Origin of the sequence: Billgrantia desiderata (assembly GCF_900108215.1) — a bacterium.
Classification (GTDB): Bacteria; Pseudomonadota; Gammaproteobacteria; order Pseudomonadales; family Halomonadaceae; genus Halomonas; species Halomonas desiderata.
The window spans coordinates 209,195-233,158 of sequence record NZ_FNVC01000003.1 but is presented as its reverse complement, the minus strand read 5'-3'; the positions used below and the strand labels follow the sequence as shown (position 1 = coordinate 233,158).

Annotated in this window: 23 protein-coding genes; 6 read left to right on the top strand and 17 right to left on the bottom strand. The window is 66.5% G+C overall.

Annotated features, from left to right (window positions below; translation table 11 throughout):
* Positions 1-111 precede the first annotated feature (111 nt).
* The 3 genes from C4S71_RS05025 to prmB all read right to left on the bottom strand — a co-directional run bounded on the left by C4S71_RS05025 (position 112) and on the right by prmB (position 2,640).
* Positions 112-498, bottom strand: coding sequence for a DUF6489 family protein (locus tag C4S71_RS05025; RefSeq protein WP_103968409.1), 387 nt, complete (start codon positions 496-498; stop codon positions 112-114).
* Between the two features lie 75 nt (positions 499-573).
* Positions 574-1,659, bottom strand: a complete 1,086-nt coding sequence (gene aroC / locus C4S71_RS05020; protein ID WP_103968408.1) for a chorismate synthase — start codon at positions 1,657-1,659, stop codon at positions 574-576.
* Between the two features lie 30 nt (positions 1,660-1,689).
* Complete coding sequence (gene prmB / locus C4S71_RS05015) at positions 1,690-2,640, bottom strand: 50S ribosomal protein L3 N(5)-glutamine methyltransferase (protein WP_103968407.1); 951 nt, start codon at positions 2,638-2,640, stop codon at positions 1,690-1,692.
* Between the two features lie 118 nt (positions 2,641-2,758).
* Here prmB and C4S71_RS05010 point away from each other — a divergent pair, with 118 nt between their 5' ends.
* Entirely contained in the window at positions 2,759-3,337 is a 579-nt protein-coding gene (locus C4S71_RS05010; protein WP_103968406.1) for a Smr/MutS family protein, read from the top strand.
* Here C4S71_RS05010 and C4S71_RS05005 read toward each other — a convergent pair.
* The 3 genes from C4S71_RS05005 to C4S71_RS04995 are packed head-to-tail and all read right to left on the bottom strand — an operon-like array spanning position 3,334 to position 6,090.
* The gene (locus C4S71_RS05005; RefSeq protein ID WP_086511611.1) at positions 3,334-4,395 is read right to left on the bottom strand and encodes a patatin-like phospholipase family protein; all 1,062 of its coding nucleotides are present in this window, start codon (positions 4,393-4,395) and stop codon (positions 3,334-3,336) included. The genes C4S71_RS05010 and C4S71_RS05005 overlap by 4 nt on opposite strands.
* Position 4,396: 1 nt before the next feature.
* Positions 4,397-5,278 carry an alpha/beta fold hydrolase gene (locus C4S71_RS05000; protein ID WP_086511610.1) on the bottom strand — a complete coding sequence of 294 codons (882 nt, stop codon included), beginning with the start codon at positions 5,276-5,278 and terminating at the stop codon, positions 4,397-4,399.
* Positions 5,275-6,090, bottom strand: coding sequence for an alpha/beta fold hydrolase (locus C4S71_RS04995; protein WP_086511609.1), 816 nt, complete (start codon positions 6,088-6,090; stop codon positions 5,275-5,277). The genes C4S71_RS05000 and C4S71_RS04995 overlap by 4 nt, the downstream gene beginning before the upstream one ends.
* 222 nt (positions 6,091-6,312) lie before the next feature.
* Between C4S71_RS04995 and C4S71_RS04990 the strand changes: the two genes are divergently transcribed.
* On the top strand, positions 6,313-7,260 hold the full coding sequence (locus tag C4S71_RS04990; RefSeq protein ID WP_086511608.1) for an AEC family transporter: 948 nt from the start codon (positions 6,313-6,315) through the stop codon (positions 7,258-7,260).
* 15 nt (positions 7,261-7,275) lie between these two features.
* On the opposite strand, the gene sixA is transcribed toward C4S71_RS04990, so the two are convergent.
* The 7 genes from sixA to C4S71_RS04955 all read right to left on the bottom strand — a co-directional run bounded on the left by sixA (position 7,276) and on the right by C4S71_RS04955 (position 15,196).
* Positions 7,276-7,749, bottom strand: coding sequence for a phosphohistidine phosphatase SixA (gene sixA, locus C4S71_RS04985; RefSeq protein WP_103968405.1), 474 nt, complete (start codon positions 7,747-7,749; stop codon positions 7,276-7,278).
* Positions 7,746-8,819 (bottom strand): NAD(P)H-dependent glycerol-3-phosphate dehydrogenase, encoded by a 1,074-nt coding sequence (locus tag C4S71_RS04980; RefSeq protein ID WP_103968452.1) that lies wholly within the window; start codon positions 8,817-8,819, stop codon positions 7,746-7,748. The genes sixA and C4S71_RS04980 overlap by 4 nt, the downstream gene beginning before the upstream one ends.
* A 120-nt stretch (positions 8,820-8,939) precedes the next feature.
* On the bottom strand, positions 8,940-10,382 hold the full coding sequence (locus C4S71_RS04975; RefSeq protein ID WP_086511606.1) for an NAD(P)(+) transhydrogenase (Re/Si-specific) subunit beta: 1,443 nt from the start codon (positions 10,380-10,382) through the stop codon (positions 8,940-8,942).
* A gap of 17 nt (positions 10,383-10,399) precedes the next feature.
* The gene (locus C4S71_RS04970) at positions 10,400-11,971 is read right to left on the bottom strand and encodes a Re/Si-specific NAD(P)(+) transhydrogenase subunit alpha (RefSeq protein ID WP_086511605.1); all 1,572 of its coding nucleotides are present in this window, start codon (positions 11,969-11,971) and stop codon (positions 10,400-10,402) included.
* Positions 11,972-12,214: 243 nt separating this feature from the next.
* Entirely contained in the window at positions 12,215-14,119 is a 1,905-nt protein-coding gene (gene htpG / locus C4S71_RS04965; RefSeq protein WP_103968404.1) for a molecular chaperone HtpG, read from the bottom strand.
* Between the two features lie 92 nt (positions 14,120-14,211).
* Positions 14,212-14,682, bottom strand: a complete 471-nt coding sequence (locus C4S71_RS04960; RefSeq protein ID WP_103968403.1) for a PaaI family thioesterase — start codon at positions 14,680-14,682, stop codon at positions 14,212-14,214.
* The gene (locus C4S71_RS04955; protein WP_103968402.1) at positions 14,675-15,196 is read right to left on the bottom strand and encodes a PaaI family thioesterase; all 522 of its coding nucleotides are present in this window, start codon (positions 15,194-15,196) and stop codon (positions 14,675-14,677) included. Before C4S71_RS04955 ends, C4S71_RS04960 begins: the two co-directional genes overlap by 8 nt.
* 183 nt (positions 15,197-15,379) lie before the next feature.
* Here C4S71_RS04955 and C4S71_RS04950 point away from each other — a divergent pair, with 183 nt between their 5' ends.
* Entirely contained in the window at positions 15,380-17,332 is a 1,953-nt protein-coding gene (locus C4S71_RS04950; protein WP_103968401.1) for a transglycosylase SLT domain-containing protein, read from the top strand.
* A 24-nt stretch (positions 17,333-17,356) separates the two neighbouring features.
* Here the strand turns inward: C4S71_RS04950 and C4S71_RS04945 are convergent, their stop codons facing one another.
* The gene (locus C4S71_RS04945; RefSeq protein WP_086511601.1) at positions 17,357-17,998 is read right to left on the bottom strand and encodes a LysE family translocator; all 642 of its coding nucleotides are present in this window, start codon (positions 17,996-17,998) and stop codon (positions 17,357-17,359) included.
* 301 nt (positions 17,999-18,299) lie between these two features.
* Here C4S71_RS04945 and C4S71_RS04940 point away from each other — a divergent pair, with 301 nt between their 5' ends.
* Positions 18,300-18,506 carry a cold-shock protein gene (locus tag C4S71_RS04940; RefSeq protein WP_086511600.1) on the top strand — a complete coding sequence of 69 codons (207 nt, stop codon included), beginning with the start codon at positions 18,300-18,302 and terminating at the stop codon, positions 18,504-18,506.
* Between the two features lie 92 nt (positions 18,507-18,598).
* On the opposite strand, the gene C4S71_RS04935 is transcribed toward C4S71_RS04940, so the two are convergent.
* The 3 genes from C4S71_RS04935 to C4S71_RS04925 form a co-directional block, all read right to left on the bottom strand.
* Positions 18,599-19,300, bottom strand: coding sequence for a hypothetical protein (locus C4S71_RS04935; protein ID WP_086511599.1), 702 nt, complete (start codon positions 19,298-19,300; stop codon positions 18,599-18,601).
* A 132-nt stretch (positions 19,301-19,432) separates the two neighbouring features.
* Positions 19,433-21,322 carry a M48 family metallopeptidase gene (locus C4S71_RS04930; protein WP_103968400.1) on the bottom strand — a complete coding sequence of 630 codons (1,890 nt, stop codon included), beginning with the start codon at positions 21,320-21,322 and terminating at the stop codon, positions 19,433-19,435.
* 12 nt (positions 21,323-21,334) lie between these two features.
* Positions 21,335-21,931 (bottom strand): LemA family protein, encoded by a 597-nt coding sequence (locus C4S71_RS04925; RefSeq protein ID WP_086511597.1) that lies wholly within the window; start codon positions 21,929-21,931, stop codon positions 21,335-21,337.
* A 189-nt stretch (positions 21,932-22,120) separates the two neighbouring features.
* Here C4S71_RS04925 and C4S71_RS22990 point away from each other — a divergent pair, with 189 nt between their 5' ends.
* Positions 22,121-23,617, top strand: coding sequence for a DUF1538 domain-containing protein (locus C4S71_RS22990; RefSeq protein ID WP_307718937.1), 1,497 nt, complete (start codon positions 22,121-22,123; stop codon positions 23,615-23,617).
* Entirely contained in the window at positions 23,614-23,964 is a 351-nt protein-coding gene (locus C4S71_RS04915; RefSeq protein WP_086511595.1) for a P-II family nitrogen regulator, read from the top strand. Before C4S71_RS22990 ends, C4S71_RS04915 begins: the two co-directional genes overlap by 4 nt.

The window sequence follows — 23,964 nt, the reverse complement described above, 5'->3', positions numbered from 1 at the left end:
GCGCGACCTTAGGCGGCACTCATGCTGCACCGCACAAATCGTAGCCTGACCAGGCTCTCACTGCAACACCCTTCCACTTCCGCAGAACGAAGAACGCTCTCCCGACGCCAGCTACTCCGAACGCCGAGAGCGCGAGCGCGCCTCGGCCGCTCCCGTCTTGCCAGCCGACTTCTCCGCACGCTTGGGTTCAGCCTCCGCCGCCGGCTCCTGCGCCGCCTTGCCCATCGAGCTTCCCGCTTGGCGCAGCATGTCGAGCATCATCTGCTGGTAGGTGCCGAAGCTGGCCAGCCCCTGGGAGAGCCCCTGGCTCATGTCCTGGGTAAAGCCCTGCTGCAGGAAAGGTTTCATCAGGCTCATTGGGTCGTAACCCTCGACGCCGGACTCCATCTGCTTCTGGATCCGGTTGAGCAGCTCCTGCTGAAAGGCTTCCACATCGGGCAGGCCCAGGGCACGACGAAACTCCTCGGGCGTCAGGTCGAACTCGACGTTTATCTTCATGGCTCATCTCTGCTTCAGTGTGCTCTCAGTGTAGCAACTCGGCTCCAGACGCAACGCCCCCGCTGCCGACGCTCCTCAACGCAAGACCGGCGTCGCGACCCTCACGTCACCATTCTGCGCCCGGTGACGCAGCAGGTGATCCATCAGCGTCAGCGCCATCATTGCCTCGGCGATGGGCGTGGCGCGGATGCCTACGCAAGGGTCGTGGCGCCCCTTGGTCACCACCTCGACCGGGTTGCCGTGCACGTCGATGCTGCGCCCGGGCAGGGTGATGCTGGAAGTGGGCTTGAGCGCCAGATGTGCAATCAACGGCTGCCCCGAGGAGATGCCGCCGAGCACGCCGCCGGCATGGTTGGAGAGAAACCCCTCGGGGGTCATCTCGTCGCGGTGCTCGCTGCCACGCTGCGCCACCGCGGCAAAGCCATCACCGATCTCCACTCCCTTCACCGCATTGATGCTCATCAGGGCGTGGGCCAGATCGGCATCCAGGCGATCGAACACCGGCTCGCCCAGTCCCGGTGGCAGTCCTTCGGCCACCACGGTGATCTTGGCACCCACCGAGTCCTGGTCGCGGCGCAGCTGATCCATGAAGGCCTCGAGTTCGGGCACCCGCTCGGGGTCGGGACAGAAGAAGGGATTGTCGTCGACCGACTCCCACTGCTTGAAGGCGATCTCCAGCGGGCCGAGCTGACTCATGTAGCCGCGCACGCTGATGCCCTGGCCGGCCAGGTACTTCTTGGCGATGGCGCCGACGGCCACGCGCATGGCGGTTTCCCGGGCGCTGGAACGGCCGCCGCCGCGATAGTCGCGGATGCCGTACTTGTGGTGGTAGGTGTAGTCGGCGTGGGCGGGACGGAACTGGTCCTTGATGTTGCCGTAATCCTTGGAGCGCTGGTCGGTGTTCTCGATCAGCAGGCCGATGGGCGTGCCGGTGGTCACGCCCTCGAACACCCCGGAGAGAATGCGCACCTGATCGGGCTCGCGACGCTGGGTGGTATGCCGCGAGGTACCGGGACGACGACGGTCGAGGTCGTGCTGCAGATCGGCTTCGCTGAGCGGCAGCCCCGGTGGGCAGCCGTCGACGATGGCGCCCAGCGCCGGGCCGTGGCTCTCGCCGAAGGTGGTAACGGTGAACAGCTTGCCGAAGGTGTTGCCGGACATGGGCGTGCCTCCCGATATCGTGTGGTTGGATCAGGCGAAGGACGCCGCATGGGCGTCGAGTTCTGCGGCGGTGAGGGCGAACACGCCCTGCCCGCCGCGCTCGAAGTCGAGCCACAGGAAAGGTACCTCGGGGAAGGCCGCTTCCAGATGACGGTCGGAGTTGCCGACCTCGACGATCAACACGCCGTGATCGGTCAGGTAACGCCGCGCTTCGCGCAGGATACGGCGCACGATGTCGAGGCCGTCGGCCCCGGCGCCGAGTGCCAGCGCCGGCTCGTGACGATATTCGGCGGGCATGGTGGCAAGGTCGCGGGCATCGACGTAGGGCGGGTTGGAGACGATCAGGTCGTAGCGCTGACCGGCCAGTCCCTCGAACAGGTCGGAGAGCACCGCCCGCGCCCGCACACCCAGGTCGTGGCGCTGGATGTTCTGTCTGGCCACGGCCAGGGCGTCGGCGCTGACGTCGGAAAGATCCACCTCACAGGTGGGCAGGTGCAGCGCCGTGGCGATGCCGATGCAGCCCGAGCCGGTGCACAGGTCCAGCACCCGCGCCGGCGGCTCCTCGGGGAACCAGGCGGCAAAGCCGCTCTCGATCAGCTCGGCGATGGGCGAACGCGGGATCAGCACCCGCTCGTCGACATCGAAGGCAAAGCCGGCGAAGAATGCCTCGCCCAGCAGATAGGGTAGCGGCCGACGCGAGGTGATGCGCTCACGCACCAGCGCGACGATACGCGCTCGCTCCACGGGGAGCAGGCGTGCGTCGAGCACCGCCGGGTCGACGTTCCAGGGCAGGTGCAGGGCGCCCAGCGTCAGCGCCACGGCTTCGTCCCAGGGGGAGTCGGTACCATGGCCGTGGTGCAAGCCGGCCAGGTGAAATTCGCTGGCGGCCCAGCGCAGGTAGTCGCGCAGCGTATGGAGGTCGCGACACAGCGCCTCGTCGTCCAGAGTCAGGGTCGAGCGGGAATCGGTGGAGTTGGCCACGAAAGGTCCTGCACAGTCGGTTGGGTTCGATGTCCCGATTGTACCCGCGGCGACAGGCGGTTCACAGCCGCGCTCAGGCCGTTATACTGGCCGCTCGACGACACCACCCGAGCCTCGCATGAGCCAACGCCGCCCGCCCGACGACGATGACGACGACAGCAACGCCTTTCGCCAGGCGCTGCGCGAGGCCGGCGTGCGCCGCATCGCCATCAATCGTGCCGACCCGGGGCGGCCCAAACGTCGCGACCCGGCGGCGGCGGAACGTCGCGCAGCGGCGGTGGCCGCCGACACGACGGAGAGCGCCAGCCGCACCAGCGACGGTCGCGTGGAGCCGGTGCGCCCTTCGGAATTCCTCGACTTCGCCCTGCCCGACCTGCCCTACCGCACCCGCAGCCAGCTGAAGCGCGGCCAGATCGCCTGGGAGGCAGGGTTGGACCTGCACGGCTACAGCCTCGACGAGGCGCGCCTGGAGCTGGAAGGCTTTCTCAAGGAAGCGGTGGGCAGCCGCATGCGCTGCGTGCTGGTGGTTCACGGCAAGGCGTGGGGCAGCACGGCGGATTACCCGGTGATCAAGAGTCACGTCAACGCCTGGCTGCGCGAATGGCCGACGGTGCTGGCCTTCTGCTCGGCCAAGGAAAGCGATGGGGGCACCGGTGCCGTCTATGTCCTGCTCCGGCGCCATGGGCAAGCCTTCTAGCTTGCCTGGCCTCCGCCCGACTCGCGCTCGGCGGGCATCTGCGGCGGCTCGACGATGATGCCTCCCGAGCCGCCGTGGCCGCTCTGCGTGCGCCCCTCGTAGCGGTCCAGCGCCTCCATGGCCAGATGGCGCCCCAGGCGAATCAGCGCCTCGGCGCGGTGAAATTCGAAGGCCCCGCACACCGTCTTGGGCACCTCGATCAACACGTCGGGGGGATAGCCCGCGATCTTGTACTTGGCCAGCGAGGCCTGGGTGATGTCGAACGAGGCCAGGATCATGTCGAGCCGGCCCCAGGCCCGTCGCCCATTGGACGCGCGCACGCTCTTGCCGTCCGCCGCACCGGCCTCCTGCTCCGCGGCGCCGAACCCTTCGAACAGCCAGCGCGTGGCGCCACGCACGTCCATCCAGCCCTTGGCCACGGCCTGCGCTTCCACCATCTCTTGTTCTTCGGTGGGCATCAGATCGTTCAGCGTCACCGGCCGGGCGCTGTGAGCGGTCACGTTGACGGCCAGCATCATGTCGGCATGGGACGATACCGTCGGCGTGATCGGCAGCGGGTTGAGCAGGCCGCCGTCGACCAGGGTGCTGTCGCCGATGTGCACCGGGGTGATGACGCCCGGTATGGCGATGGAAGCACGGATCGCACGCAGCAGCGGACCCGACTGGAACCACACCTCCCGCTGTCGCGCCAGATCGGTGGCGACGGTGGTCAACGGGATCGGCAGCTCCTCGATCTGGATGTCGCCGATGAGCTCCTCAAGCTTGCTCATGACCTTGCTGGCCCGCATCGCCCCCATCGGGCTCCAGGTGACGTCGACCAGCTTGAGCACGTCGAAGTAGTCGAGCTTGCAGACCCAGTCGCGATAGGCCTCGAGCTGACCCGCGGCATGAACGCCGGCGATGACCGCACCCATTGAGCAGCCGGAAATGGCGGCGATCTCGTAGCCCCGCGCCTCGAGCACCTCGATCACGCCGATATGAGCGTAGCCGCGCGCCCCGCCGCTGCCCAGCGTCAGCGCTACGCGCTTGCCCTGTTCCACCGCCTGACTGCTGCTCATCTCACCTCTCCCGGGAACATGTTCGACGCGGTTCCAGCCACGTCTCGATGGCTCGCGCCACCGCGGCCACGTTGGCGGGCTCCAGGTGCAGATGGTGCCCGCCCGGCAATACGTTTCGCGTCAGGTGAGGGACTGCCGCACGCGCCGCCTGGGCGTTCTCACGTTCGGCCAGTATGCCTTTCTCGCCCTCGATCAACAGCACCGGCGCCTGGATCGCGCCGAGCAGGGCCAACACCTGCTCCGGACTCAGGCGCAGCGGTGAAGGCCACAGCAGCCTGCCATCGGTACGCAGACGCACGTGACCGTCGCTCTCACGCATCAGGTTACGCTCCACCAGCGGCGTCGCGGTTTCGGCATCGATCGGTGTCACGCCACCGGCCACACGTGCCGCCACGGCGGTACTGCTATCAGGATAGCGCGGCGACGCCGACCTCGGGCGTCTGGCGGCACGCAATCCCTTGCGCAGTTGAGCGGCGCTCTCCTCGGCAGGCGTGGTCACGGCACCCAGACCATCGATCAGGACCAGTCGCTCGATGCGCTCCGGCAGCGCCGCCGCGGTGAGACAGGCCACTCCCGCCCCCATGGAGTGCGCCAGCACGCTCACGCGCTCGAGGTCCAGCTCGTCGGCAGCATCCAGCAGGTCGTGGCAATAGTCCCACAGGGCGTAGTCGCCCGCGCCATGCAGCGAGTGGCCGTGGCCGGAGAAGTCCAGCGCCACGATGCGCACGCCGAGCCTTGTGCACAGCAGCGGCGCCAGGCGGGAGAAGCTCGCGGCGTTGTCCAGCCAGCCGTGCAGTGCCAGCCAGGTGGGGGCGCTCGGCTCGCCCCAGGCGAGTGCCGCCAGGCGACCGCCGGCCAGGGTCAGGGGTTGCGCCTCGCTCATGCCCCGCCCTCCAGCAGTCGGTCGAGCATCGCCAGCAGCGCCTGCCGCGTCTCCTCGGGGTGCTCCATGGGGAACATGTGGGTACCCGGCACCGGCGCCAGCGGAATGCCGTGGGCAGCCAACCGGCGGCGGCGCCTGGGCGTGATCAGATCGGAGTCGCTGCCGACCAGCACGCCGAAAGGAATCCTGAGCCGGCGCGGCAAACGTGTCAGATGATCGGGCAGATTGCGGAAGATCTCGGTCTCGATCGCCGGGTCGTAGATCAGTTCGGCGGCACCGTCGTCACGCAGCCGAGTCCCGCCTTCCACATAGTCGTACAGGGCTTCGGGGGTAAAACGGCGGAACAGACCGCGACGGCGCAAATGATTGGCCATTGCCTCACGGTCGGGCCAGGAGGCCCGGCGACCGTGACTCTTGCCCGCCGGGGTGACCCGGTCGACGAAGCCGAAGCGCTTGGCGACCTTCATGCTCCAGGCATCGAGCCCCAGCATCAGTGGCGGGTCGAGCATCACCACGCAGCGAAAGCGCTGCGGCGCATGCTCCGCCGCCATGGCCATCAGCACGCCGCCCATGGAGTGCCCCACGCCGATCACAGGACTCTCATCGTCGAGCACGTGCTCGAGCAGCTCGTCGCGCAGCGCCAGCCAGTTGGCACCGACCGGGTAGTCGGGATGATGGCCCAGGCGGTCGACGGGGTGAATGTCGAAACGCTCATGCAGGGGAGCCAGCAGGCTACGGTAGCTCATGCCGGGAAAACCGTTGGCGTGAGCGAAGACCAGGCGCGGTCGCGAAGCGGTGGAACGTTCAGTCATGAGGAGAATCCGGAGTCGGAGCTGGCCGGCAGTGGCGATAGCAGGCTAACGGGTTTACTCTATTCCGCCAAGTCGACCTCCGCTTCATACCGTTCGCCCTGTTCTGGAGTCCCGTCATGCCTCGCTCCCCTCGCCCCCCGCGCGATACTCGCACGCGCAACCGTGTGTTCTTCGTCACCGTGACCGTTGCCATCTTCGTCGGCCTGTGGCTCACACGCTGACATGGGCCTATACGAACTCTTTTTCGCCACCCTGGAGATCACCCTGCCGGTCTTCGCCATGGTCTTCATCGGCCTGGGCCTGAAGCGCCTGGGCTGGATCGATCAGGCCTTCATCTCCACTGCCTCGAGCCTGGTGTTCAAGGCCACCATGCCGACGCTGATCTTCCTCAGCATCATTCGCGCCGACCTGGATACCACGCTCAATCCCGCCATGCTGGCCTTCTTCGCCCTGGCCACGCTGGGCAGCTTCCTGCTCTCCTGGGGCTGGGCCATTCTGCGCGTGCCCTATGCCGACCGCGGCGTCTACGTGCAGGGCGCGTTTCGCGGCAACTGCGGCATCGTCGGCCTGGCGCTGGCGGCCGGCATGTACGGCGACTACGGACTTTCCGCCGGCGGCCTGCTGCTCGGCGTGGTGATCCTGACCTACAACGCCTTCTCGGTCATCGTGCTGGCCACCTATCAGGAAGGCAAGAGCGCCGACTGGCGCAGCATCGCCAGCCATATCGCCCGCAATCCGCTGATCCTTGCCGTGGTCGCCGCCATCCCGGTGGCGGCGCTGGAGCTGCGCCTGCCCGGCTGGGCGATGACCTCGGGACAGTACTTCGCCTCGCTGACGCTGCCACTGGCGCTGATCTGCATCGGCGCCACCCTGTCGCTGGGTTCGATCAGGGCCTCGGGCAGCCTGGCCATGGGCGCCAGTCTGATGAAGATGATCACCCTGCCCGTGATCGCGATTCTCGCTGCCTGGCTGGTCGGCTTCGAGGGGCGTGAACTGGGCGTACTGTTCCTGTTCTTCGCCAGCCCGACGGCGGCCGCGGCCTTCGTGATGACCAAGGCGATGGGCGGCAATGCGGCCCTCTCGGCCAACATCATCGCCCTGACCACGCTGATGGCCAGCGTGACCATCACGTTGGGGGTGTTCGCCCTGAAAGTCATCGGCTGGATATAGGGCTATGCCTTGGCCTCAGCAGATGTCGTGAGGTGCCATGAAGCGCAGCAGCCGGGCGCAGCCCGCCGCCCACACCTCACTCTCCAGCTCGGCCACGGCAGCGGTGGGGAAAGCGAGGCCGCGGTCGGAGCTCCCCTCCACCAGTTGCCCGGTGAGCAGCCCGACCAGCGGCATGTGGCTGACCAGCACGATGGGCTGGCCATCGCTCATGTTCAGCAGCCACTCGCACACGGCGCCGGGCGAGTCGTCGGGAGTGATGATGGGGAGTTCCACGGTATCGATGCCAAGCGCCCCGGCGACGTGAGCCGCGGTCTGCCGGGCGCGCCGGTAGGGACTGCTGAAGAGCCGGGCGCCTTCCAGCGACTGCCGCGCGAGCCACTCGGCCATGTGCCCGGCCTCGGCGTGGCCGCGGGCGGTCAGTTCGCGCTCGTGGTCCGGCCGACCCGGACCGGCTTCGCCGTGGCGCATGACATAGAGGCGCGACGTCATGGCTTCTCCTCGCCCGCTTCGACGCGCCGGTGGGCCTGCTGCACGGCCTCCCGCGGCAGCACGAACTCCACGTCGCTGCTCTGCTCGCCGCGCATCAGCATGCGCGCCATCTCCCGCGCCGGCACGCCCTCGAACAGCACCTGATACAACCCCTCGGCCAGCGGCATGTAGACGCCGTCCTTGCGCGCCTTGTCGCGCACCAGACGTACCGTGTTGACCCCCTCGGCCACCTGTCCCAGCGCCTCGACCGCCTCGTCCAGGTTCTTGCCCTGGCCCAGGGCGTAGCCCACGCGATAGTTGCGCGAGAGCTGCGAGGAACAGGTCACGATCAGATCGCCCACCCCGGCAAGGCCCAGGAAGGTCATGGGGTTGGCCCCGAGGCTGACGGCGAAACGTCCCATCTCGGCCAGCGCCCGGGTCATCAGCATGCTGCGGGTGTTCTCGCCCATGCCCAGCGCCGCGGCCATGCCGGCAGCAATGGCATAGATGTTCTTCAATGAGCCGCCCAGCTCCACCCCATAGCGGTCGTTGCTGGCGTAGACGCGAAAGTAGTCGCAACTCAGCGCCTGCTGCACGCGGGTGCGGGTCAGTGCATCGTCGCTGGCCACCACGGTGGCAGTGAGCTGCTTCTGGGCGATCTCGGTAGCCAGATTGGGCCCGGAAATCACGCCGATGTGGGCAAAGCCGGTCTCCTCCTCGAGGATCTGGCTCATCAGCTTGAAGCCTTCCTCCTGGATGCCCTTGGTGGTACTGACCAGGATCTGGTCGGCGTTGAGCCAGGGCCGCGCCTGGCGCACCACGTCGCGGAAGGCCTGGGAGGGAATCGCCACCAGCACCAGCTCGGCCCCTTTGAGCACGGCCTGCATGTCGCTCGAGGCGCGCACCGCCGGATTGATGGCGTAGTCCGGCAGGTAGCGTGAATTGCGATGCTCCCGATTGATCTGCTCCGCAAGCTGCGGATCCCGCAGCCATTGGCACACCCTGGCGCCGTTGTCGGCGGCGATGCTCGCCAGCGCGGTACCGAAGCTGCCGCCCCCCAGAACTGCTACCCGCATGGGTTCGTCTGCCATGTCTGCCCCGCGAAATCGGTCGATGGAACGGATGAAATTGCCCTGAGTGTAACGAAGAATGCCCCCTTTCGGGGGCATTCACACCAACGTTCGGTGCGGGACGACGCTCCCGCGACCGGTTCAGTCGATCAGCGACAGCAGGGAGTCGATGCTCTCCCGGGCGTCACCGTAGAACATCCGCGTGTTCTCCTTGTAGAACAGCGGGTTCTCGATGCCGGAGTAGCCGGTACCCTGGCCCCGCTTGCAGACGAACACCACGCTGGACTTCCAAACCTCGAGTACCGGCATGCCGGCGATCGGGCTGTTGGGGTCGTCCTGCGCCGCCGGGTTGACGATATCGTTGGAGCCGATGACGATGGTTACGTCGGTCTTGGGGAAGTCGTCGTTGATCTCGTCCATCTCCAGCACGATGTCGTAGGGCACCTTGGCTTCGGCCAGCAGCACGTTCATGTGCCCCGGCAGGCGCCCGGCCACCGGGTGGATGGCGAAACGCACCTCCTTGCCGGCTGAGCGCAGCTTGCGCACCAGTTCGCTCACGGCGTTCTGAGCCTGAGCCACGGCCATGCCGTAGCCCGGCACGATGACCACGCTGTCGGCGTTGTTGAGCGTGCTCGCCACACCGGCGGCGTCGATGGCCACCTGCTCGCCCTCGACCTCGGCCGCCGGCCCCTGGGTACCGCCGAAGCCGCCCAGAATGACGCTGACGAAGTTGCGGTTCATCGCCTTGCACATGATGTAGGAGAGAATCGCCCCCGAGGAGCCCACCAGCGCGCCGGTAACGATCAGCAGGTCGTTGGAGAGCGTGAAGCCGATCGCCGCCGCCGCCCAGCCGGAGTAGCTGTTGAGCATCGACACCACCACCGGCATGTCGGCGCCGCCGATGCCCATAATCAGGTGCCAGCCGATGAAGAACGACAGCGCCGCGAGCAGCAGCAGCGTCCAGAAACCGGCGCCGTTGAGATAGAGCACCGCCAGCAGCAGACAGAGCGCCGCGGCCCCGGCGTTGAGCAGATGGCCGCCGGGCAGCTTCTGCGGCTTGCCGTCCACCTTGCCGGCCAGCTTGCCGAAGGCTATCACCGAGCCGGTGAAGGTCACCGCGCCGATGAAGATGGCGAACACCACCTCCAACTGCAGGAAGGTGAGTTCGTCCGGTGCCTTGGTCGCCACCAGGGCGGCGAAGGCGGAGAACTCCTGATGACCGGCATCCAGCGCCTGGGCGGCCAGCACCCGGCGCCGCTCGAGATCGGCGTTCCAGGCCACGAATACCGCAGCGAGGCCGACGAAGCTGTGCAGCGCCGCCACCAGCTGCGGCATCTCGGTCATGGCCACACTCTTGGCCACCTTCCAGCCGATCACCGAACCGATCGCGATCATCGGGATCATCAGCCAGTAGTTGCCGATGCCCGGGCCGAAGGCGGTGAACAGCACCGCCACCGCCATGCCGACAATGCCGTACCATACCGCCCGCTTGGCCTTCTCCTGATTGCTCAACCCGCCCAGGGAGAGCACGAAGAGCACACTTGCCGCTATCGCCGCGGCGGAAACAAAACCTTGTCCTAACATGTTCGTCACTCCGCCGCTCAGGATTTCTGGAACATGGCCAGCATCCGGCGTGTCACCAGGAAGCCGCCCACGATGTTGATGGTGGCGATCAATACCGAGATCGCCGCCAGAAGCACCACGATCCAGTTACCCGAGCCGATCTGCAGCACGGCACCGAGCACGATGATACCGGAGATGGCATTGGTCACCGCCATCAGCGGCGTATGCAGCGAGTGGCTGACGTTCCAGATCACCTGGAAACCGACGAAGCAGGCCAGCACGAAGACGATGAAGTGCTGCATGAACGAGGCCGGGGCGATCTGCCCGAGCAGCAGCATCAGCGCTCCACCGATGCCCAGCAGCGTGACCTGACGCTTGGTCTGTTCCTTGAAGGTGGCAAGCTCTGCCGCGCGCTTCTCCTCGGGCGTCAGCTCCTTGGCCTTCTCCTTGGGCTTGGCCGCGGCAATGGCCTTCACCTTGGGCGGCGGCGGCGGGAAGGTGATCTCGCCCTGGTGCGTCACGGTGGCACCGCGAATCACGTCGTCTTCCATGTCATGCACGATCGCGCCGTCCTTTTCCGGCGTCAGATCGGTGAGCATGTGACGAATGTTGGTGGCGTAGAGCAGCGACGACTGGGTCGCCATGCGCGACGGGAAGTCGGTGTAACCGACGACGGTCACCCCGTTGTCGGTGACCACCTTCTCGTTCGGCACGGTGAGATCGCAGTTGCCGCCCTTCTCGGCGGCCAGGTCGACGATCACCGAGCCCGGCTTCATCGCCTTGACCATGTCCTCGAGCCACAGCTTGGGCGCTGGACGACCCGGGATCAGCGCGGTGGTGATGACGATGTCGACCTCGGGGGCCTGCTCGCGGAACAGCGCCAGCTGCTTCTCGCGGAACTCGGGGCTCGAGGGCGCGGCGTAGCCGCCGGTGCCGGAGCCGTCCTGGGCTTCCTCGAAGTCGAGGAACAGGAACTCGGCGCCCATGGACTCGATCTGCTCGGCCACCTCGGGACGCACGTCGAAGGCGCGCACCACGGCACCCAGGCTGGTCGCCGTGCCGATGGCGGCAAGGCCGGCCACACCGGCGCCGATGACCAGCACCTTGGCCGGCGGCACCTTGCCCGCCGCCGTCACCTGGCCGGTGAAGAAGCGTCCGAAGTTGTTGCCCGCCTCGATCACCGCCCGGTAGCCGGCGATGTTGGCCATGGAGGAGAGCGCGTCCATCTTCTGGGCGCGGGAGATCCGCGGCACCATGTCCATGGCGATGACGGTGGCGCCCTTGGCGCGACAACGCTCCAGCAGCGCCTCGTTCTGGGCCGGCCAGAAGAAGCTGATCAGGGTCTGGCCCTCGCGCAGCAGCTCGGCTTCCGCCTCGCTCGGCTCGCGCACCTTGATCACGATCTCGGCGTCGCGCCACAGCGCTTCGGCACTCTCCGCCACGCTCACGCCGACGGCCCGATAGGCCTCGTCGTCGAAGCCGGCGGCAACGCCGGCCCCGGTTTCTATCAAACACTCGTGTCCAAGCTTCTGTATGAGCTGTGCACTGTCAGGGGTGAGCGCGACGCGCGCTTCTCCCGTGGCGAGCTCCTTGGGTGCACCAATCTTCACGTTGGATCTCCCTTTATGGTTATTGAACTTTCTGGTTAGGCAATCCGACTATTCATACCTGACCTTACTGCGATGCACAACAGCAGCGCAGCCCTTTCCCCCCTGCTCGCGGGCAATACTATCCAGCTGAAATTGCGAAAAAAAAGCTTGTTGACGTTGACGTCAAGAGAGGACGAGAAGACGCGAATAGATACGAAAAGGCCGCCCGAAAGCGGCCCAAAGTGCTATGTCGTCAACCTTACGTCAGGCGGTCAACAGCGCATTGAGGCGACGTACGTAGGCCGCCGGATCGTCGAGGTGGCCGCCTTCGGCAATGATCGCCTGGTCGAGCAGCACCCGCGCCAGATCGTCGAAGCGCTCGCCCTCGGCGGCCTCGAGCCGCTCCACCAGGGCATGGCCCGGGTTGAGTTCGAGGATCGGCTTGACCTCGGGCATCTTCTGGCCGGCGGCCTCCATGATGCGGCGCATCTGGTAGCCCATCTCGTGCTCCGGCAGCACCACGCAGGCCGGCGAGTCGGTCAGCCGGTGGGTCACCTTGACCTCCTGCACGGCGTCGCCCAGCGCCTCCTTGACCCGCTTGACCAGCGCCTCCTTGGCCTTGGCGGTCTCCTCCTGAGCTTTCTTCTCCTCCTCGCCCTCGATCTCGCCGAGGTCGAGCTCGCCCTTGGCCACGTCGACGAAGCGCTTGCCTTCGAACTCGTGCAGGTGGCTCATCAGCCACTCGTCGATGCGATCGTGCAGCAGCAGCACCTCGATGCCCTTCTTGCGGAAGATCTCCAGGTGCGGGCTCGATTTCGCCGCGTTGAAGCCGTCGGCGACGATGTAGTAGATCTTTTCCTGCCCTTCCTTCATGCGCGCGACGTAGTCGGCCAGTGACTGGTCCTGGGTGGCGCTGTCGGTGTGAGTGCTGGAGAAGCGCAGCAGGGCGGCGATCTTCTCGCGGTTGGCGAAGTCCTCCGCCGGACCCTCCTTGAGCACGCTGCCGAAGACGTTCCAGAAGGTCTGGTAGGCCTCCTTGTCCTTGGCCAGCTTCTTGAGCATGTCCAGCGCCCGCTTGGTCAGCGCGCTCTTGATCTTCTCGACCTTGGGGTCCTGCTGCAGCAGTTCGCGGGAGACGTTGAGCGACAGCTCACGGGTGTCGAGCACGCCCTTGACGAAGCGCAGGTAGAGCGGCAGGAACTGCTCGGCGTCGTCCATGATGAAGACGCGCTGGACGTAGAGCTTGACGCCGCGGGAGCCGTCGCGCTCATAGAGGTCGAAGGGCGCCCGACCCGGCACGTAAAGCAGGCTGGTGTACTCCAGCTTGCCCTCGACCTTGTTGTGGCTCCAGGTCAGCGGATCGGCGAAGTCATGGGCCACGTGCTTGTAGAAGGCCTTGTACTCGTCGTCGGAGATCTCGCCCTTGGGTCGCACCCACAGTGCGGTGGCTTCGTTGACGGTCTCCCAGGTGGTAACCTCGCTGCCCTCGATCTCCTTGCCCTCGTCGTCGCGGGCGGTCTCGACCTTGGGCATGCGCACCGGCACCTCGATGTGGTCGGAGTACTTGCGTACCAGGCTCCTGAGGCGGAAGTCGTCGGCGAACTCCTTGGCGTCCTTCTTCAGGTGCAGGACGATCTCGGTACCGTGTACCTCGCGCTCGACGTCGGCCACGGTGAACTCACCCTCGCCCCTGGAGCGCCACTCGACGCCCTCGGCCTTGTCGCTGCCCGCCTTGCGGGTGCGTACCGTGACCTCGTCGGCGACGATGAAGCTGGAGTAGAAACCGACGCCGAACTGACCGATCAGGCGGGCATCCTTCTGCTGCTCGCCGGAGAGCTGCTTGAGGAACTCGGCGGTGCCGCTGCGGGCGATGGTGCCGAGGTTCTTGATCACCTCGTCACGGTTCATGCCGATACCGTTGTCGCGCACGGTCACGGTGCGAGCCTTCTCGTCATGCTCGATCTCGATGCGCAGCTCGCTGTCGCCCTCGTACAGGGCATCGTTGTCCAGCGCCGCGTAGCGCAGCTTGTCGCAGGCGTCGGCGGCATTGGAAATCAGCTCGCGCAGGAAGATCTCCCGGTTGGAGTACAGGGAGTGGATCATCAGGTGCAGCAGCTGCTTCACCTCGGTCTGGAAGCCGAGGGTTTCCTCGTGAGCGGTCGTGGACATGGATCGGTTACCTCATCGCTTGAACCCGCGGCGGCGCGTGACACGCCGCCGTTTCAGAACTGTTCAGCGATATGGGGTCCACATCCCGCTTTTCAAGCGTCGCTCGCTTCCGGCACGCCCAGCACCAGGTGCAGGCGTGCGGTGGCCACCGGCTGCTGCTCCGCTTCCTGCCAGGCCGTGACCTGAACGTTGGCCAGACGACGCCCCTCGCGCAGCAGTTGGCACCTGGCGTGGGTGGTCACCACCCGGGCGGTGCGCAGGTAGTCGATGGAGAAGTCGACGACACGGGGCAGGCGCGGCTCGCGAGCCGAGAGCATCAGATCGAGGGTGCCTGCGGTTTCCATGAAGGCAGCCACCACGCCGCCGTGCAGCGCCGGCAGCAGTACGTTGCCGATGTTGTGCTCACGCGGTTCGAGATGGAAGATCAGGCCGTCGCCGGCAGCGTCCGGCGTTGCCGAGACGCCGATGTAACGGGCATAGGGCAGCCGCTCGAGCCAGGCGGCAACGTCCCCTTCGGCGCGCGTCCTGGCCAGCCAGGCCACGTCGTGGAATCCTTCAGGCATGGTCATCCTCCCCGAACAGCGCCTCGGCGAAACCCGGCGGCGTGTTGCGCGGCCCGAGCCGTACGAAGTTGCCGATGCCGCGGGCAATGGGCCGCTGCGGGTCCTGCCACAGCGTCCCTTCGGTGAAGACCATGGCGCCGGTCACGCGCAGCACGCGAGCCTCGGCCATGATCGGCTGGCCGGCCAGGGCCGGGCGATAGTGATCGACCCGCAGATCGAGCGTGGGACAGACCTCCGGCGACGGCAGCCCGCACAGCACCGCCGAGCCGCATACGGTGTCGAGCAGCATGGTCAGCACACCGCCGTGCACCAATCCGCGTTCGGTGTCGCCCAGCAGCTCGTCGCGCCAGGGCAGGCGCATGTGCACCCTGGGCGGTGCGACTTCCACCACCTCGAGGCCCAGCTCGCGGGTATGCGGTATGACGTTGACGAAGCGGGACAGGCCGGCTCGCCATCGTTCGGGACTTCGGCCTGTCGCCCCAGCCCCTACATGCAACTCGTCAGATATACTCACCCTTCCCCCAACAAGCGTTTGATCCAGTCTCGCAGACTAGACGCCGCCCGTCGGCGAGACAAGAGTTCCGATGATGGAACGTGAGTCGTGCTGAACGAGAAAGCGACCTCACGGTCTACTCAAAACGGCTCCAATGGGCCAGGATACAGAGGTTCGTCACCGCCCTTCCGGAGGCCGTTCAACATGCGCCATTTTTTCCCTTTGTACCGCGCGGCCGCCCTGCTCACCGCGGCGGCCTTGAGCTTTTCCGTCACCGCGCATGCCCAGCCCAGCGACAGTGCCCTGCGCAGCGCTCTCGAAGCCGCGCGCAGCCAGCAGTGGGAGCGCATCGATCAGGCCGCCATCAGCGGTCATGTGCTGGAAGGCTATGTGGAGTATCACCGCCTGCGTAACCGCCTGCCCCAGGCCGAGCCTGGCCAGATCCTCGATTTCATCGAGCGCCATCAGGACTCGCCCCTCAGCGACTGGATGCGCGGCCAGGCGATCGCTCGCTATGGCGCCGCCGGACGCTTCGGCAGCCTGCTCGCCGTGGCCGACGGCGAGCCCAGCGGCACCGAGCGGCAGTGTTACTACTACACGGCGCTGCTCGGCAGCGACCCCCAGGCCGCCGCCGAGGGTGGCCGCCAGCTATGGCACGTGGGGAGCTCCCAGCCATCGGCCTGCGATACCTTGTTCGACCGTCTGCGCGCCAGCGGCGACATCAGCGAGTTCGATATCTGGGAGCGCAAGATGCTGGCCTGGGAACAGGGAGAAACCGGCCTTGTCAGCTACCTGGGTCGCCTGCTGGGCAGCCGCTGGCAGGACGGCATCGACGCCGTGGAGCGCCTGCAGCGCAGCTACGCCGACGTCACCCGCGTTCCCTCGTGCATCGGCCCCGAGTGCCGTGGCAGCGGCCCGCTGTTCGTCTCGGCCATGCACGGCTTCATCCGTGCCGATACCGAAGCCGCCTACGAGGCGTGGCGCAAGATCGCCCCGCACCTGCCGATCGAGGAGCGCCATCGCCACGCCATCGAGGAGGACCTGGCCTTCTATTCGCTGGTACGCGGCATCGATCACAACATGCACTGGGTCGACGAGGCCCTGCCGCGCATCGCCACCACGCGGGTGCTGGAGCTGCGCATTCGCCACGCCCTGGCCAACCGCGACTGGGCCGGCGTTCTCGATTGGGTGGAGATGATGCCCGAGGACAGCCGTGACAACAGCCGCTGGCAGTACTGGAAGGCACGCGCCCATGAGCAACTGGGCGACAGCGAGCGTGCCGAAGTGGCCTATGCGCAGGCCGCCCAGGGGCGCAACTTCTTCGGCTTCGCCGCCGCAGATCGCATCGGACGCCCCTACTCACTCAACCTGGAGCGCAACAACTTCGACGAGAGCTATCGCAATGAGGTGGCCCGCTGGCCGGCGGTACAGCGCACCGAAGCCCTGCTGCGCATCGGTGAGGATGGGCTGGCCAACAGCGAATGGCTGCATGCGGTGGCCACCGCCTCGCCGCGCGAGGCCAGAGCGTTGGCCGACTATGCCCAACGCCGCGGCTGGCATGCACGGCTGGTGCAGACCACCATTACCGCTCAGCTGTGGGACGCGCTCGACTGGCGTTTCCCCGAAGCCTATCGCGAGCATTTCCTCTACTGGGGACGGCAGACCGGAGTGGACCCCTTCCTGCTGATGGGTATCGCCCGGCGTGAGAGCGCCTACAATCCGGTGGCGCTGTCACCGGCCGGCGCCCGCGGGCTGATGCAGATCATGCCGGGCACCGCCACCCAGCTCAGCCGGCAGCTCGGCATCAGCGACCCGGGACCCTATGGCGTCCTCGACCCCGAGCTCAACATCCGCCTGGGCAGCACCTACATTCGCGACATGACCAATCGCTACCGTGGCAACCGCCTGGCCGCCGCCGCGGCCTACAACGCCGGCCCCGGCCGCGTGGACCGCTGGCTGCGCGATGCGCCGGAAGAGTTCGACCTGTTCGTCGAAGCGATTCCCTTCCGCGAGACCCGCGACTACGTGCAGGCGGTACTCTCCTACCGGGTGATCTTCGAGAGCCTGGCCAACGGTGGCAGCAGCGAGGGCGTGGCGATGCTCAGCCAGGCAGAGAAGACAGTGCGCTACGACGCCTCCCTGCTGGCACGCAACTGAGCCGTCACGCCAACCCGCACGGGGTCAGGCTGGCTGCCGTTCCAGCGCCAGCCTGACCCCGAACAGGATGAGCACCGCGCCCGTGGCCCCGTTGAGCGCCCGCGCAAAGAGACGGCTGCCCAGCCAGCGGCCCGCACTACCGACCATGAAGACGATGGCGATCTGCCAGACGTTGGCAATCACGAAATGCACTCCGGCCAACCACAGCGACTTGAGCAGCGCCGGGTCGGTGGGGGCAATGAACTGAGGCAGGAAGGCCATGTAGAAGACCACGGTCTTTGGGTTGAGCACGTTGGAGAGCAGCCCCTCGCGCAGCGGGCGCCACAGCGGCACGGCCTGGCGCTCGCCCTGCACGGCCCCCAGCGGTAGTCCGTTGCCGCGCCGCGCCGCCAGCAGGCCGTTGATGCCCAGCCAGATCAGGTACGCCGCACCGGCCATCTTCAGGGCGCTGAACGCCCAGGCCGATTGCAGCAGGATCAGCGAGATGCCCAGCGCCGAGATGGTGGCATGCACGAACAGGCCGCAGCAGATGGCGAGGCTGGTGAGCACGCCATCGCGGATGCCGCCACGGGCGGTATTGCGTATCACCAGCAGGGTGTCCACCCCCGGGCTCATCGACAGCAGCGTGATGGCGATGAGAAAGGGCCAGAACTGGGCATCCACCATATAAGGACTCCGTTAAATATGCCCATGCAAGGCAATAGATTCTCTGGACGCTAGGATCTTTTCTATCTACAGTGGATTGAGCGGGCGGCCAGCCTGGGGCGAGCGACTCACTGCAAACAGCGCCTTCTCCAGGGGCTTCCGCTGCGTAGGCTTGAAAGTGGAAAGACGTGACGCTGTAAGGCGAGCCAAGCATGGCGAGTCATGGTACACCCGAAGCGCACTTTTTTCTCTTGCCACGCACTTCGGGCCCCGGTATTCCGAGTGCCCAGTACGATCAATCAGTAAGCAAGGAAAATCGACAATGGCAACTGGCACTGTCAAGTGGTTCAACGATACCAAGGGCTACGGCTTCATCTCTCCGGACGACGGCGGCGATGACCTGTTCGCACACTTCTCCGAAATTCAGGCTGAAGGCTTCAAGACCCTGCAGGACGGTCAGAAGGTGACCTTCGAAGTGACCCAGGGCAAGAAGGGCCTTCAGGCCTCCAACATCCGGGTTGCCAACTGAGGTACGTCCTCGGCTGGACCTGATGTCTGCCTGACGAAAGGCCCACTCGTGTGAGTGGGCCTTTTTCATGTTGCTAGCCGGATCCCGGCTGCTCACTCCTCGATCTCGAAGCGCGGCGCTTCGCTTTCCGGTTCACGCCGCTCGGCTTCCTCGAACTGCGCTTCCAGCTGACGCTGCGCTTCTTCGAAGCGGCGCTCGGTCTCTTCGAGCCAGGCGTCGATGTCGGACTGCGTCACCTCCCCGGTGCGCTCCGCTTCGCGGTCGATTTCGGTCGTCGTGTCGCGCTCGTCCCCGCCTATCGGTTCGAGCCGGGTGCTGAAATCGTCGTCGCTCTCCATGGGTTCCAGGGCCGGGGGACTCTGCTCCACCTCCTCGAACTGCTGGTCGATCTGGCGCTGGGCCTCCTCGAAGCGACGCTCGGTGTCCTCGATGATGGCATCGATGTCGGAGCGGGTCGGCTCACCGGGCAGTGCACCGCCCTCTTCTAGCGTGTCGACCGGGGACTCCCCCAGCGTCTCGGCGTCGGCCTCGATCTCGCCGTTGGCTTCCAGCTCGGCGGCATCCTCTTCCGGGATGGCCGGTAACGACTCGTCCTCGGTCGGCACCTCTTCCTCGGCCGCCGGCGGCGGCGTCTCAGGCTCGTCCTCCGTCACCTCGATGTCGGGCTCGGCCTCGGTGACCGGCTCTTCGGGCTGGGGTGTCGCGTCAGCCTCTTCGCCATTGTCGCCGCAGCCCGCCAGCCCAAGGGCAAGCGTCAATGCCACGGCGGCAGGAATCCAGGGTGTCTTGGCCATCGGCGTTCTCCCATCCATATGAGACCAGCAAAAGGCCCCTATTCCAGCAGAGCCCGACAGCTGCTGCAAGCCGCCGGGTCTTGCCCTCCTGGGCATTGGACAACGACAGCGAGAAACGATCCCTCATCCGCCTCAATTCAGGGTCAATGGCAACGGGCACTCCAGCGCCCAGGCCACGGCCCGCAGCAGCTCGGCTTCCTCCGGCGCCACCTGGCCGTCGTGCATCACGCACTCGAGCATGGCATCGAGCAGCCGGGCTCGCTCGACGTCGGTCAACTGCCGACAGCGCGCCAGGGCGGCGTCGAGTGCCTGCGGCGACGCCGGCTCAGGCCGCAGCGTCAGGGCCATGTCCAATCGCTCGAGCGCCCTGTCGAAGGCCGCCCTCGCCCGTTCCTGGTCATCGCTGCCCGCCCGGGCCAGGCTCGACAGCAGCAGCTCCACGGCATCCCCGACCTGCGCCAGCGACAGTCGGCGGCCACGTGATGACGTCCCCCCCTGGCTGCCCACCGTCACCAGCCGGTGCAACGCCCACTGCAGGGCGCCGGGGCGATGCTCGGCGGCCATCAGGCGCTCGAGGCATTCGTGGAGTCGTGCATATTGCGCCACCGACAGCTGGCGCAGCATGGGCAGGCAGAGTTCGATCAGCGCCAGCCGCTGACCCGGCCGCACGCTGCGCAGCGGCTGGTCGAGGCGTTCCAGCTCCGCCAGCACCTCCGGCATGGCGGCATCTACCAGTGCCTCGCGCTGTCGGGTCCGGCTCTCGGGATCCGCCCCCATCAGAATGCCGTAGATGACGGCGCGTGCCGCATAGGGCTCGTGGACGGCCTGCAGCAGGCGAGGATCGATCTCGGCCAGGGTCCCGCGGGCGCCCTGCAGATCGGTGTCGCGCGGCTCGCCGACCCGCTGTGACAGCTCCCCGCCGGTGGCCAGGAAGGCGCTGCTGCCGGTAGCCGTCGCCGCTGTCGCCTCAGGCTCTTGCTGGGCAACCCCGGGCGACGCCTGCCGTGGCTCGGGCAACTTGCCATCCCATTCGGGCTCGAGGCGGCGGATGCGCGTCACCAGCGGCGGATGCGTGGCGGTCAAGCCGCGCAAGCCGGACACGCCGCGACTGAAGTAGAGGTGACTGAACTCCTCGGCTTGCGACGCCCGCAGCTCGGAGCCCTGTGCATGCGCTGCCACACGCTTCAGGGCGTCGGCCAGACCGGCCGGATTACGGGTGTACTGCACGGCGCTGGCATCGGCGAGGAACTCACGTTGGCGGCTCACCGCGGCCTTGATCAGGTTGCCGCACAGCGTGCCGATGAAGCCCACCAGCATCAGCGCCAGGCCGGCCCCCAACAGCACGATCTGAGCATTGTTCTGGCGCGAGCCGCGCACCATGCGCCGAGTGGCCGTGCCACGCAGCAACATGCGCCCGACCAGACCGACCACCAGGATGCCGTAGAGCAGCGCGATCAGGCGCATGTTGAGGCGCATGTCGCCATGCAGCACGTGGCTGAACTCATGCGCCACGACACCCTGCAGTTCGTCCCGCGAGAGGCTCTCGATGGCCCCGCGGGTGACGCCGATGGCGGCATCCTGCGGCGTGTGCCCGGCGGCGAAGGCATTGATGCCCGACTCTTCGAGTACGTAGACCAGCGGCACCGGCAGGCCCGAGGCGATGGCCATCTCCTCCACCACGTTGAGCAGCCGGCGCTCGTCGGGATCGCGGGTGTCGGCGTTGATCGGCCTACCGCCAAGCGCCTCGGCCACCGCCGCGCCCCCTGCGCGCAGCTGCAGGTGACGCGCCAGACTGCCCGCCACCACCACCGCCAGGACCCCAAGCGTCACGCCACCGAGCAGCAGCGGATCGAACGCCAGGCCCAGCGGATCGGCTCCCGGCTGGCCGCCCTCGAGCAGGGCCACTGCCAGGGTCACTACCAGCACCGTGGCCACCACCATGCCCACCACCGCCACCAGCAGCAGAACCACCAGCCACAGGGTCAAGCGGCGAGCCTGCGCCTGGGCGCCGAAGAAATCCATCGCGGCGTACCGTCAGAAGCTGACGCGAGGCGCCGCCTGAATCTCGGCGCTGTCGTCGAACTCCAGCAGCGCCGCATCCTCGCGGTGCCCCAGCGGACCGGCCAGCAGCACCGGCGGGAAACTCTGCTTGTAGGTGTTGTACTGCATGACCGCATCGTTGAAGGCCTGGCGGGCAAAGGCCACGCGATTCTCGGTGCTGGTCAGGGTCTCGGAGAGCTGGCGCATGTTCTCCGACGCCTTCAGGTCCGGGTAGGCCTCCATCACCACGTTGAGCCGCCCCAGGGCGGCGCCCAGAGCTCCTTCGGCACCGGCCAGCTCGGCCATGGCGCCGGGCTCGCCCGGCCTGGCCGCTGCCGACTTCAGTCCGGCAAGCGCGGCATTGCGCGCCTCGGTCACGGCGGTCAGCGTATCGCGTTCGTGCGCCATATAGGCCTTGGCAGTCTCGACCAGGTTGGGAATCAGGTCGTAGCGTCGCTTGAGCTGTACCTCGATCTGGGCGAAGGCGTTCTGATAGCGATTCTTCAGCGAGACCAGGCGGTTGTAGATACTGGCCCCGTAGATCACCAGCAGCGCCAGCACCACCAGAGTGACGATCACTGTCATGTTCATTTGCGTTCTCCTGTCCGCAGCCATCGACCCCGCCTTGATATGGATCAATCACGGAGCCTGCATTAGCGCCTGCTAACTGTCATGGGCCGATGGTATAGTGTGGCAGCCGCACGGGCCAACCGCCTGCTGCATCGCGCCACCAACGCTACTCGACACCATTGCCCAACCGATATTGCCAGGGAGTCGGTCTTGGTAGAGCAATTCAAGGATTTTCTGCACGCATTGGCCCATGCCCTGCGCAACCTGCTGCCGATCATCATCGTGGTGGTGGCATTCCAGGCGCTGCTGCTGCGCGAGTGGCCCGAGGGCGGCCTGGGCATGGCGGCAGGACTGCTGATCGTGGCCCTGGGCGTGGCCCTGTTCCTGCAAGGGCTGGAACTTAGCATCTTCCCGGTAGGCAAGCGACTCGCCAACCAGTTCACCCGGCGCGGCTCGATGCCGCTGCTGATGCTGTTCGGCTTCGCCATCGGTTTTTCTGCCGTCATTGCCGAGCCGGCGCTGATCGCCGTGGCCGAGCAGGCCGCCCTCATCAGCGATGGCCGCATCGATGCCCTGACGCTGCGCCTGATCGTGGCCAGTTCGGTGGGCCTGGTGATGGCGCTGGGGGTGTTCCGGGTGATCCTCGGCCATCCGCTGCACTGGTACATGATCGTCGGCTACGTCGTGGTGGTGCTGGTCACCTTCTTCGCTCCCGAGGAGATCGTCGGCCTGGCTTACGACTCCGGCGGCGTGACCACCAACATCGTCACCGTACCGCTGATCGCCGCGCTGGGCATCGGTCTGGCCGCCTCTATTCGCGGTCGCAACCCGCTGGTCGACGGCTTCGGCCTGGTGGCGCTAGCGGTCATGGTGCCGATGATCAGCGTGCAGCTCTACGGGATCCTGGTCTACGCCGACCCGGTCACCCTGGCCGGCAGCGCCGAGATGCTGCACGCCGAAGCCGACGTCGCCCCACCCGCCGGCTGGGTGACGATGATCCTCGACCTGTTCGGCATGCTGCGCGACGTACTGCCGATCATCCTGGTCATTCTGTTCTTCCAGTACGCCGTGCTGCGCCACCCCCTGGCCAGCCCGCTCAAGGTGGGCATCGGCTTCGCCCTGGTGATCGTCGGGCTCTATGCCTTCGTGGTGGGTCTCAAGCTCGGCCTGTTCCCCATCGGCCAGAGCATGGCCGCCCAGTTGATCGGCTTCGATACCTGGCTGTGGGTCTACCTGTTCGCCTTCTGCATCGGCTTTGCCACCACCATGGCCGAACCGGCGCTGATCGCCGTGGGTCAGCAGGCCGAAGAAGCCGCCGCCGGCAAGATTCAGGGCAACGTCATTCGCATCCTGGTTGCCTTGGGCGTGGCGATCGGCATCACCATCGGCGTGCATCGCATCATCAGCGGCGATTCGATCCACTACTACATCATCGGCGGCTATGTGCTGGTGATCCTGCTCACCGCCCTGGCGCCCCGCTACATCGTGGCGCTGGCCTTCGACCTGGGTGGCGTTACAACGTCCGAGGTGACGGTGCCGCTGGTCACCGCTCTGGGGATCGGCCTGGCCAGTCAGATCGAGGGTCGAAACGTGTTGATCGACGGCTTCGGGCTGATCGCCTTCGCCTCGATCTTTCCTATCGTGACCGTCATGAGCTATGCCATCGTGATGGAGAGAGTGGCAAAGCCGGGAGGCAAGACGAGATGAAGTTTTCGCTGTTGGTCGCCATCGTGCCGGAAGACCTCGAACAGGAGTGCATCGACGCCGCCACCGAGGCCGGCGCGGTGGGCATGACGCTGATGACCGGACGCGGCATCGGCGGCGAGCGCAAGAAGACCTTCTTCGGCCTGACCTACGAAGGCAGTCAGAGCATCATGCTGCTGACCCTCGAGAAGGGACTGTCGCTGAAGGTGCTCAAGGCCATCCGCCAGGTGCTCAATCCCACCGGCGAGGATTCCCGCGGCCTGGTCATGACGCTACCGGTGGAACACCTGGGAGGTATCGACATGGCACAGGTCAAACGCTTCGAAGAGCGGCTCAGGCAAGACGTTTGA